The sequence below is a fragment of the Paraglaciecola sp. IT1134 genome, assembly GCF_058068185.1.
Genome location: NZ_CM176486.1, coordinates 1,007,268 through 1,020,170 on the forward strand (window position 1 = coordinate 1,007,268; position 12,903 = coordinate 1,020,170).

Sequence of the window (12,903 nt, forward strand, 5' to 3'; positions counted from 1 at the left end):
TTTATTTTCGTTCAGATGATATACTGCACTCATCGCTTAATTAGGCGCAAAATGCTGGCGAAGTCGTCGTGAAAATATGAAATATGAACTTTGGGTACAGAGATAAAATGGTGACGATTAAAGATGTAGCTAGGGTCGCTGGAGTATCACCTTCAACGGTTTCTAGGGTTGTACGTGGCGCGGGCAAAGTAGGCAAAAAGTGCCGAGCTCATGTGCAGAGTGTCATTGTGGAAATGGGCTATTATCCTAACATTAACGCCCGGGCTCTTGTTAGCCAAAAGGCAGAAATGGTCGGCATTGTGACGCCTAATTTCGCTAGTCCATTTTTTGGTAGCATTGCATCAGGTGTAGCTGCAGCAGCAAAAGCCGCTAACTATAAAGTGATGATGAGTAACTCATCAGGTGAAGTTGATACAGAAATTGAGGCGATTAATTCGCTTAGAGAACATGGCTGCTCGAATATTATTTTGCACAGTAAATTGTCTTCTGAAGAAACCTTAGAAAAGTTAGCTTCAAATATAGATGGTTTAGTGATTATCAATCGCCAGGTTGACTCGCTCGCAGAGCGATGTGTGTGGTTGGACAATGTTGCGGGCGGTCGAATGTCAGCAGAGTACTTACTGAAAAAAGGTCACACAAAGTTTGCTGTTATCGCGTGTGATAGAGATAACCAGGATGCCGAGGACAGATTGTTTGGCATTCAAAAAGCAATTTCTCGAGCAGGTTTAAGTATACCCACTGAAAACATTGTTATTGTGCGTCCTAGTTTAGCTAACGGATATAAGGCTGCTGAAGCGTTAGTAAAATCCGGTGTTGAGTTTACAGCGCTTATTGCTTACAACGACGTAATGGCAATCGGAGCAAGTAATGCGTTTCAAGATTTGGGCTACCGAATACCTCACGATGTATCCATTATCGGATTCGATGACTCACTCCTAGCACAAATATGTCGGCCTAATTTAACTACCATGCTCTATCCTGTTCATGATATGGCATTTTATGCCACCGAATTGTCGATTCAACTAACCACTCAAAAGGAAGCGGTAGGCAATAGAACGCATCTTTTCATGCCGACACTGGTAGAGCGCGATTCAGTTATGAATATCTCTAAAAAGTAACGATGATTATCCAGGCTGCCCGGCCATATTGACTCATTAGTTAGTTTAAGGCTAAACGCAATGGTTTAGCCTAGAACGGAGTTACACCTGCACGAAAGTGCTATTTATTCATATTTTTGCCACTGTTCAGCTTCAGATTAATATCAATGAATCTAAATAAGCCAGCAGGAACGACGAGCGTTGCTTTTTCGTGCTCTACCTTTATTTTCTCGCCAGTGAGTACGTCCACCACCGATTTTATATTCAACTTATCATTGAATTGCAGCGTTACCGGTCTGTCTGACGGATTAATATAGCCGCTATCGATAAGGGTTAATCTCAGTTTTTCTGGGTTTATTTGTGCGGTTACGCTAGCCACCGCTCCTGTTACTTTTATCGGTAATGCGTTTGCGGCCTGCTTAATTGCTTGTTCTATGACGGTGTAATACTGGTCGGCGGCAAAAACGTGTTTGCCATCTTTTGAGTAGTAATTTCGTCCATCGGTATAAAACTCTTGAAGAATATCTGCATACAAAGGGTTAAGACTATCTTTCAATGGGGGGCGATTTGCGTTTTTGTCAGCGTAGGGCCCTTCTTGTGGTGGTGTAATCAAGACTAGACCATCATTGTATGGAGGTAAAAAATTTAACCTTCTATCTTTAACGCCTGCAGCATAACGAGAAAAATCGTAATCTGTGACAGGCGCGCCAGGCCACGTACCATTGAGTCGACTAAACACCGATTTGTTATCTTCCTCAACCTTGGCATCAAACATATTGAGCCACTTAACGTTGTTTCCTTCATCAGTGTAATGGCCATCAGGAGGTAAAATACTGAGGTGCACCGGTGAAAAACTGACAATGTCGCGGATATTGGGTACGTAAATTATGCCCTTAGCAATCATTTCCCACAGTACTTCCATGTACTGTGAGTCGTAGGCAAAATTATTGATGTAGGTAGAGCCACTTGCAATATGGTAAACAAATTGACGAAGGGCGTGATTAGGAACCATTTGGTGAGAACGTTGACGTAACCTGTCAAAACTGGTGTTATCTCGTGAAAAGCGCGTCCCCCAGGCATCCACAGAGCCAGCCACCCATAGGCCCATGCGTGCTGATAAACTAAGCTCCATCGATTTATCTGTTGTTTCTTCCATGCCTGGAACAAATACGTCGGCAAATTCACCCGATAATAAACGTGACCAGCCAGAGCGATAGACTTGCGATTGCCAAAACGTGTGTTTGTTTCTAAGGAATATAATGCCATTCTTTTGCTGACTATATTCTGCTAATGGGTAGAAAAAATCGTCAAGCATTTCAACGAAATCGCGATTGTAATGTGCTATCTCGGGGAAGATCATCACCGTTTTAGATCCTTTAGCCAGATCCAGTGTTTTCTTGTGTGTATCTAAACTTCGAAAGTGAGGATCATTGCCATGTCCCCCCCAAAAAGATGCTCCATGATCACCCTTATATAATTTTTCGGCTTTTGCGAGAACATCTTTTTGCGACAAATTGTATTTTTGCCTTCTGTCCTTTTTATTTCTATAAGCTTTATTTTTAATGACGCTGCGATCGTAATTTTCGGAGCCTAAGTTTCCGTAATTTAGAAACACAGGGCTTTGATAGTTTTCACGAAGATGTTCAATCACATCTGAGTCGGCATTGCGGTTGTCAGACATAAAGTAAACTGGCTTATTTTGATATTGAGGCAGGTATGCGTTTACCTGCTTTTTTAGCGTTTGTACGTTTTGGTTAACCCTTTGCATTTTACCAGTTGGCTCAAGTGCTTCAAATTCGTCACTCCAGTGCTCATTGTCTAAATCGATTATGTGGATATTGCTCCCGCCAGATTGGACGCTAGCCAGAATGATTTTATTGGTATTTTCTATTCGCCACATATCATTAAACGAGTAGTGACTGGTATAAATTGTGACGTCATGGATTGTGCTATCAACCGGAAATATCGCAAGTCTATTGCCATACAAAAGAAAGAAGCTTTTTATGCCTTGATAGTTAACAACTTCAGGCTGTGCCACACGATAACCAAACTCTTTGAGCTTTTTACTGATTTTTTCAAGGGTAAAAATGTACTGTTTCTTGTTGCTAGGTTGAAAAATGGTTAAACCATTTTGTTTTATTTTTGTACTGCCCATCAATACATCGTCATTCCCGTCATTATCGATGTCGACTACTTTTAGATCACCGATCGGTGTGTTCGTGGCACTAATGTCTTGCCCGTAGTTTGGCTTTTGGGCGAGGTAATCGAATAAATATAGACTGCCAGACGTTTGCATCGAATTGATGGCGGTTTGAACAATAAGCGATTGTGATCCATCATTCTTGTTTATAGGCCTTAGGAAGTTGATTGCGTGTCTTTTACGCTTCGGCTCCCTAGCTCCTTCTTCATCAAATGAGCTAGTGTGTTTATATTTTGGTTCGCTGATTGAATAATCTGCCGATTTAACTTCAGAAATCAAATGTCCTTTCACATCGATATAATAAAAGCTGTTGTCGTAGCCTCCAGCAACCACCACGGGTGTCTCTCCATTGGTTATAACGGTAACCGCATTCACAGGCGCTTCAGTAGGGGCGAAACGCCACATTATATTCCCTTGATGATCTAGCGCATAAACACTTCCGTCGGCATTAGCGGCGAAATATTCGCTTGCGCCATCGTTATCAATATCTTGGGCCCAAATATCATGATTCATAAAGCCTGAAAGTGTATTTTTCCATTTTATCTCACCACTTTCAGTTACGACGAGCAGGGTACCTTCATAGGTAGAAGCAAATACCAGCGGTTCTTTATCACTTGCAACCGAGCGTACGTTAGTGATTGTGTAACCTGTATCAATACTTAATATAGCCTTATCACTTGCTAAACTTGATGCTGAAAATACGCTAAGCAACGAAATTGAGCAGCGTACTAAAATTGATTTGTATGTACTGGTATTTATATACATTAAAAATCCTTATGAAAATAGTAGGTGCAACGTTATCCCTTTGCTTGCCTGTTTTCAAGCGCTATTCCGGTAAAATACAGGAACTTTGCACTTCTTTACAATTGTCGTTGTTGGTGCCAGTCTGCAGTTTTGTGTAAAGTATATTACAAGTAGTGTAGTACACCTGTGGTGTTTTTGTAGCTGACTGATTTTAATCGATATATTACATTTGTTGTAAGGGCTGGTTTGCATCTTTTATTACCTTGCAATGATGACTTAAAGACTTAAGTAATGTGTACAGCCTGCTGTTAAGTTAGGGTATGTAAAGTATGATAAAAACAAGGACTTCGTTATCATTTTTTTTGCATAAATTTGCCGCCAATGGTAAATAATAACAAAAGACTAACAATTATTGATTTAAGCTAAAAGTAACTATTGGTACCTGAGCAAAAGGATGTTTGTTGTATTGTCGTGAATGACTCTGGTCACACACAGCCGCAAAAAAACGTTTCGCACATGGAAAGTATGCTTTCTTAATTGCAGCTTTAGGTAATAGATAAATAAAGTGAGAACCATGAAAATAGACTTGAAGTGCATCATCCAGAACGTCAACATTGCATTATTCTGCTTTGTTTTGTTGGCAGCCAGTACCACTAATTCAATCGCCAACGATAGCGATACATCGATCAATCTAGAGCTAGATGCGGCTGATTTTGGCGTGAAACCAGGGATGCAAGACAGCACACACAAAGTGGCTGAATTGCTAAAATATGCCAAAGAACACGCAATTACAAAATTAACCTTTCCTAAAGGTGAATATCATTTTTATCCTGACCTGGCGACTGAAGATTATACGTTTATAAGTAACAATGATCAGGGCCTTAAACGCATTGTATTCTATCTGAAAAATGTGAGTAATCTGAAAATTGACGGTCAAGGATCTGCATTTATTATGCATGGAGGTATTAATCCATTCATTCTCCAAGACGCCTCAAACATATCAATTAAAAATCTTAGTATTGATTTCAATCGAGCTTTTCACAGTGAAGGGATCATATTAGCGCAGGGGGCTGGTTTTATGGATCTGCACATCCCTGATGCCTTCCCATACATTATTAGTGAAGCTGGTATTTTAGAATTTCAGGCGCTAAGGGAATATCCGCCAGGTTACCCAATAAACGAAAAGTTAGAGCACAGAAAAGACGCATTACACGCCCAAGATTATGCATTTAAACGACTCTTGGAATACGATGTTAATACCCGTGCCACGGCTTACATGGCGTCGGATATACAAACAGGGGCATGGCTAAAAGCTGAAAAATTAATCGGTAAGAATAACATCCGTATTTTTCATCCTAAATTGAAAGGTACGGTTGGTAACATAATGACCTTTTCGTCAAAATATCGTAAATATCCAGCGATTGTTATTTCTGATAGCGCGGATGTTTTATTGGATAACGTGACCATATTTCATGCCGGTGGAATGGGCGTTTTAGGCCAAAGATGCCGTAATGTTACGATCCAAAATAGTCAGGTAACACCATCAAAAGGTCGAATAATTAGCGCGACAGCCGATGCAACCCATTTTAACAATTGTGACGGTGACATTAAGCTAGTTAATAATTTATTCGAAAATCAACAAGATGATGCTACCAACATTCATGGAATTTACGCCATGTTTTTGCAACTTAAATCGCCAAACACTGCACTGATAAAAATACAGCATCCGCAGCAATGGGGATTCGATTTTATCGACGCCGGCGATACCATGGAGTTGGTGCAAGGCAAGAGTTTGATCACCTATGGAACCAATACCGTCACTAAGGTCAAAAAACTCAATACAGAAATTTATGAAGTGACCTTTGCTTCTGCAATTGATCCTAAAATAGTAGTGGGCGACTCAATAGCAGAAGTAAGAGACTACGCCAATGTTTTAATCAAAGGCAATACCATAAGACGCAACCGGGCGAGGGGAATGCTGTTAAATAGCCGGGGCAAAACAGTGGTTGAGGACAACTACTTTCATGTACCTGGTGCGGCAATACTATTTGAAGGAGACGCCAGAAATTGGTACGAACAAGGAGGTGTGCGCAACGTCACCATACGCAATAATATTTTTGATAATAGCCACTTTAGTATTTGGGGAAATGCCATTATTGCAGTCGCTGCGGGTATTGATAAGGAATTTCAAGATGTCTCTCGCTACAACAAAAATATCTTAATTGAGAATAATACCTTCAATGTGTATGACAAGGGTTTGCTGTTAGATTTGTTTTCCGTGAGTGATGTCACGTTCAAAAATAACCAGGTAAATAAGACCGATTTTTTCCCAGCTAGAACGCTTAAAACGCCTGAGTTTTTCAGGACCCGATTTAGCGATGGCGTCGTCATTAAAGATAATGAATTTTTGGGATTTGATTGAATCAGGCTTATGGGTCGAAAATGAAATTAGTCAAAAATATTCCTAAACTTTTGATTTTCCCACTGTGTGGTTTTCTGTGTTCCCCATTTGCCTTTGCAAAACAAACTGATGCAAACATCGAGTTATATGGCAAGTTGCTAAACGGTCAAGAAGTTTACCAATACACTTTGCGAAAAGGCAATATGACGGTAAAAGCGATTAATTATGGCGGTATTATTACCGATATTTTAGTACCTGATAGAGATGGTAAAATCGAAAATGTCGTTTTGGGTTACGATGAATTGCTAGATTATGAAACTAAAAATCGATTCTTCGGGGCCATTGTAGGTCGATATGCGAATCGAATCCGCAATGCTCAAGCAACCATCAATGGTCGCAAAGTATCTCTAGCTGCAAATAAAGGAGAATACCAAATTCATGGAGGAAACAAAGGTTTTGATAAAGTGCTTTGGCAAGGAAAATTATCCACCACAGATAACTACAGCAGGTTAACTCTCACTTATTTTAGTCCTGACGGGGAGCAAGGGTACCCTGGCAACTTACAAACCACGGTAACTTATACCTTAGATGCAGAGCAAAATCTTAGAATAGATTATATGGCAACCACTGATCAGCCAACAGTGGTGAATTTAACTCAACACAGTTATTTTAATTTACAGCCAGAAACACAAAATGATGTGCTTTCACATCAACTGAAAATAAACTCAGATAAATATTTGCCAATCGATCAGCAAGGATTTCCGGAAAGTCAGGCTGTCACCGTAGATTATTCACCTTTTGATTTTAGCAAATTTAGAACCATAAAAAGTGCGATTTCTCAATCACACACGCAACTAAAGTTTGCTAAGGGAATCGATCACTACTGGCTTCGCAGATCAAATTTACCTTTCCCAAAATTAGTAGAATTGGCTCAGCTAAAGGACAAAACCTCAGGTAGGAAACTCACCGTTTCATCAACATCAAGAGGTTTACAAATTTATACCGCGAATTATTTAAATGACAGCGTTATAGGCCGGGGCAAACAGAAATATAAAACTCATCAAGGTATTTGTTTAGAGACGGGAGAATTCCCCAACTCACCTGCAGATCCAAGTTTTCCAAATTCTGAAATCAGTGCAGATAGGCCATTTAAATCAACCACCATATTTCAATTTTCAACAGAAAAGTATGCCGAGGAGTAAAAAATTTAGTGGGATTTTGAATTTGAGCTTAACAACAATCACTGCAATTGATGGCTTTAGCTGCGCTCGTGGCGCTTTCTAGTTGCAACAAAGCAGTTTACGGTTAAATCACCTTGGCTGGTTTATTCCAAAACATATTATTTATGTTCTATCTACATAGAGGCAATTATTATCAAAACAAATATGCATGCAAAATATTTAAAACTAATTTCATTTATTATTGTGTCGTCACTTTTAGGTTGTAACTCGCAAAATTCAAAACACAGTAATCAAACGAGTGAGAATGAGACTGCGACTAAACCAAATTTAATCATCATTCACACAGATGAGCATAATTTTAGGACAATAAGTGCTTATCAAAAATTATTGTCTGAAGATCAAGCTTTTGTTTGGGGAAAAGGCAATAATACGACGACACCAAATATTGATAAAATTGCAGATCAAGGGGCAATAGCGACCAGTTATTACGCGTCATCTCCGGTTTGTACGCCCTCTAGAGCTTCATTGATTACGGGCTTATATCCGCAAGCAACAGGCGCACCTAAAAATGGACTTCATATCAGTGAAGATATTCCAACATTTTCCACCATTTTACGTGCACAAGGCTACGCAACTTCTTACGTTGGTAAATGGCATTTGGCAGGACACGACAAATACACTTTTGGGATAAAATATAAAGCTGGTTTTGACGACAATCGTTATATGATGCGCGGCGGTCATGCTCCATACTTTCATATAACAGAAGCTAATTTTAAAGGTATTAATGAAAGAAGCGCAGCCAAGTTACCTAAAAATGAAGTCATTCATGTTACTGATTTTTTTACAGATAAAACCTTAGAGATATTAGAGCGAGATAAAGATCAACCGTTTGCGATAATGTTGTCTATTCCAGACCCACATACGCCAGATTATGCAAAACCACCTTATAATTCTATGTATAAAGACATGAATTTTGCAGCACCCAAAACCATGTTACCAGAGTATGTTGCGATAAAACCTTCTTGGGCAACTGACACAACACAGAATGAAACCATAGGTGAAAAATCTTTTGAAAACGACAAAGAAGCCTTAAAGCAATATTTCGGAATGGTCAGTCATATCGATGATAGTGTAGGGCGTATTCTTAAATTTCTTGAGGATAACCACCTTACTGAAAACACCATCATTGTATTCACATCAGATCATGGAGATATGTTTTTTGAACATAATCGAAGAAACAAAGGCGTACCTTATGAAGCGTCTGCCAGAGTGCCATTTATAATTCGTTATCCAAATAAAATTCCATCAGGAAAAGTGATTAATACCGCATATACCAATGTCGATTTTACCCCAACCATTTTAAGTTTAATGGGCATCAAAACAGACGTGAAATTTCATGGCTTAGATACAGCAAAAGATTTCACAAATTCAGAAACAGAAGTCAATAGCGATAGAATTACATATTATGCCAAGTCTGGTGGTTGGTGGGTAGCTGCGGTTAATGATCGTTATAAGTTGGTGATTGATAAAAATGAAAAACCGTATTTATTTGATTTAGAAAAAGACCCGAATGAGTTAATCAATTTTTATTACGATAAAAATTATTCAGACATCGCAAATATGCTGCAAACAGAATTGTTTAAACAGCTAAAAAAATATGATGAACCAGGGCTGAAAATCAAACAAGATTATGTGACTGAATAAAAGTAATGACCCATTTCTTATGTGTGTTTGGTGATTACTAAACACAGCATTTTCTTAGCAGTATCATCGCTTAGAAATATCTTCAGTTTCTTAATTGGCATCTTAATGTTGATGCCTCAAGGTTTTTATTTTGCGAAATAAGAAAAACTCCCTTCAAAACAGTATGTTTGGTAATACGTAATCCTACATTTTTGTGTTTACTAAAAGTTGAAATGATTACTCCTCTTACCAAAACGAAATTGCAGCTGGATATACCACTTAGCCTTGCAAGTGCTGCTTAAGTATGCGTTTTTAGTGTCAGAATAATTCATCCGCGCCGTCATTGTTTTTTTTGTGGTTTATCGTAACTATTCGCATGTTTCGGCTTGCAAAGTGGCAACGTTTGCCCTTTAATTGAGTTGTTAACAAAGGAATAACATTTCTAAGTAATGTTGGTTAGCTTAATTCGTAAGGAAAACAAAAATCCAATATTGAAATGTAGGCTGATGAAGCAAATACAATCATTTAATGAATTAAACTGACATCATTTAGAAATAATTACGGTAAACGGTTATAGGTAATATCTACCTAAATTCTTCATTACATGTAAATTCTTCATTAAATAATTATGCTTGATCCTACAAATTAATATTTCAATTTACATTCTAAGGATTACACATGAATAACACACTCAAAACAAAAGTCCTGCCTATTGCTTTAGCAATATCCGGTGCGCTATGCACCAATATTGCTGAAGCTCAAGAAAGTGACGACACAGAAGTCATTCAAGTTTCTGGTATTCGAAGCAGTTTAACTGAATCAATGGACTTAAAGAAAAACGCCTCATCTATACAAGACAGCATCGTTGCTGAAGATATAGGTAAGTTTCCAGATCAAAACGTTGCAGAATCATTACAACGTATTTCTGGGGTAATGATTGATAGAACGAATGGTGAAGGTGCAAAAGTTACAGTCCGTGGTTTCGGCCCTAAATTTAACTCTGTCCACCTTAATGATCGTGTTGTTGCTACAACTGATCGAGGACGTGAGTTTGACTTCCAATCTTTACCTTCTGAACTTATTTCTGGTGCTGATGTAGTGAAAGCATCAAGAGCTAATATTGCTGAAGGTAGTTTAGGTGCTTATGTAAATATCAGAACAGCACGACCTTTAGATAAAGTAGGCTTTCAAGCCGCAGGGTCTATTAATGCAAAATACAATGACTTAGCTGAAGAAGTTGATCCTAAAATTTCAGCTATTGTTAGTAATACTTTTGTGGATGACACTGTTGGTGTGTTATTTGGTATTTCTCAATTAGATGTTACCAACCGAATTGACAGCGCAGGCTCTAATCGCTGGGCTTTTTTTGATGCAGCTGACACCGTTTTTGCACCAGGCCCTATTACTGATGAAGCTGGCAATGCCGTCACTAGTGGAAGTATCTGGTTCCCAGGTCGCGCATGGTATTCATTGGATACCGAGTCTAGAAAACGAACAAGTGCTAACTCCACAATACAATGGGCTCAAAACGACAATCTCATTCATACATTTGACGTATTGTATTCAAAATTAGATCGTGAAGCGTTTGGTAATGGGCTTCAAGTTCCTACTCAACGTGATGGATTTACTGATGTTATCGTATCTCAGTACGGTACTGCCTTAGCAGCAACAAAAGCCGCTAGCCCTATTGATGGCCGCTTTCAAGTTGAAGGTCAAGAATCTGAACAAATAGCAACAGGTTTCAATAGTATACTTTTCCATGACGAGTGGACATTTGAGTTCGATTTATCTTACTCGAAAGCTAAAGCAACAGAAAATCGTGGTGCTTATATTCCGCATATCGTTAACGCAAGCGTAGATCAAAGTGTGCTACCGGGCGATCCTGGTTATAGACCGAATCAAGAATTTGGTCTTATTTTAGATGAAGATTATATTCGTTATGACAGTCGCGGTAGTGATGTAATTGCAGTTGAGTCAACACTTGATTGGTCAGATCCCGCATCAATTCGTGCCCACTGGAATGACGTTTCACGTTTTGAAAGAGAAGATGAAATCAAGTCAATTAAATTTGATGTGAATTATCAGATAGACAAGGGCGTTTTTACTTCCATTGATGCTGGTATAGCAATCAGCGAACGTGAAAAATCACAAACAGCATTCCGCATTCCTGAAGGCTGTTATGATGTAGACCAATTTGCAGACGGCGCTGCTGCTCAAGCTGCTAATGCTTTTACCTGTAATTCAGGTATAGATTTAGACGATAATATTTTTTCGATAAATAGTAACAATGGTTTTTTGAGCGATATAGCGGGTGACTTTCCTCGAGACTTTGTATTAATTAACGATTTAAGTGCTTTTACAGATGCTATTGGCCAAATTCGTAAGGAGCCTAATTGGACTGAACCATCAATTCGTCCAAATGAAACAGTTTCAAACACAGAAGACACAGCAGCGCTATATGTTCAACTTAATATGGAAGGTGAGCATTCTTCATTTGACTGGAATGGTAATGTTGGCTTCCGTCAGGTAAAAACTGATGTATCTTCGGTTGGTAATGCTATTGAACTGTTGAGTGTAGTATCAATTTTAGGAGGTTCTGAAGGTGGTTTAATTGAAGGAACCTATACTGACCCAGCATTCTTAACCAAAGAAAATGATTATTCAAACTTCTTGCCTAGCGCTAATGTTAGCCTTGACTTTAAAAATGGTTTCTTCGTAAAAGCAGGTGCTGCTAAGGTTATGACACGTCCATCGATAGAAGATGTAGGTGTAAACCGTTCCTTTAACTACGTACGTTCAACTGATGCTTTCCAAACGGGTGGTAACCCCTTACTTCTACCGTATGAAGCAACTCAGTTTGATCTATCGCTAGAATACTACGCAGAAAATGGTGACGCATATAGTGTCGCATTTTTCCGTAAAGATATTGCAACATACATATCTACGAGTACAGTACAAAGAAATGATCAATTTATCATTGATAAGCTAGATGCTGACGGTAATGTTATACAAGTTCCGCTAGTTGAAACAATTACTGAGAAAAATAATCGCGATGGCGGTACGGTAAACGGAATTGAAATTGCAGGTTTGCATTACTTTGATTACTTACCAGGCTTCCTTAGCGGCTTCGGTATTCAAGCAAACTATACTTACACCGACAGTACCGATGATAATGTTGATACCTTTACCCAAGACGGTGTTACGGCACCGGGCAATGGCCTAGAAGGATTATCTGAAAATGCTTATAATATTATCGCGTTTTACGATAAAGATGCATTTCAAGCACGTATTGCTTATAACTGGCGTGAAAGCTTCTTAGAATTCCGTCAAGGTCCTATTTTAGGAAGTAATGGCATTCCTCAACATGTTGAAGACTATGGTCAATATGACTTTAGTACTTCATATGACATCAATGAAAATTTCATTATTAATGCTGAAGTTATTAACTTAACCGATGAAAGTAACTTACGTTATGCAGACGTAAGAGAACGCGTTGTTAATTTAGCTTATGCTGGTCGTCGTTACCAAGTTGGTATATCAGCTAAATTTTAGATTGAAATAATAATGTTGGGTAGTCAAACAAGCTCTATGTGTTTT

The 12,903-nt window shown here is 38.8% G+C and carries 6 protein-coding genes; 5 read left to right on the forward strand and 1 reads right to left on the reverse strand.

The window, feature by feature from the left end; translation table 11 throughout:
* Positions 1-107: 107 nt before the first annotated feature.
* Positions 108-1,118 carry a LacI family DNA-binding transcriptional regulator gene (locus tag AC3RV5_RS04395; RefSeq protein ID WP_489730754.1) on the forward strand — a complete coding sequence of 337 codons (1,011 nt, stop codon included), beginning with the start codon at positions 108-110 and terminating at the stop codon, positions 1,116-1,118.
* Between the two features lie 100 nt (positions 1,119-1,218).
* On the opposite strand, the gene AC3RV5_RS04400 is transcribed toward AC3RV5_RS04395, so the two are convergent.
* Positions 1,219-4,062 (reverse strand): outer membrane protein assembly factor BamB family protein, encoded by a 2,844-nt coding sequence (locus tag AC3RV5_RS04400; protein WP_489730755.1) that lies wholly within the window; start codon positions 4,060-4,062, stop codon positions 1,219-1,221.
* Positions 4,063-4,615: 553 nt separating this feature from the next.
* Here AC3RV5_RS04400 and AC3RV5_RS04405 point away from each other — a divergent pair.
* From AC3RV5_RS04405 to AC3RV5_RS04420, 4 genes are all read left to right on the forward strand, one after another.
* Positions 4,616-6,463, forward strand: coding sequence for an alpha-1,3-galactosidase-related protein (locus AC3RV5_RS04405; RefSeq protein WP_489730756.1), 1,848 nt, complete (start codon positions 4,616-4,618; stop codon positions 6,461-6,463).
* 20 nt (positions 6,464-6,483) lie between these two features.
* Positions 6,484-7,644 (forward strand): aldose epimerase family protein, encoded by a 1,161-nt coding sequence (locus AC3RV5_RS04410; protein WP_489730757.1) that lies wholly within the window; start codon positions 6,484-6,486, stop codon positions 7,642-7,644.
* A 183-nt stretch (positions 7,645-7,827) separates the two neighbouring features.
* Positions 7,828-9,327, forward strand: coding sequence for a sulfatase family protein (locus AC3RV5_RS04415; RefSeq protein WP_489730758.1), 1,500 nt, complete (start codon positions 7,828-7,830; stop codon positions 9,325-9,327).
* Between the two features lie 657 nt (positions 9,328-9,984).
* On the forward strand, positions 9,985-12,858 hold the full coding sequence (locus tag AC3RV5_RS04420; protein ID WP_489730759.1) for a TonB-dependent receptor: 2,874 nt from the start codon (positions 9,985-9,987) through the stop codon (positions 12,856-12,858).
* Positions 12,859-12,903: the final 45 nt, after the last annotated feature.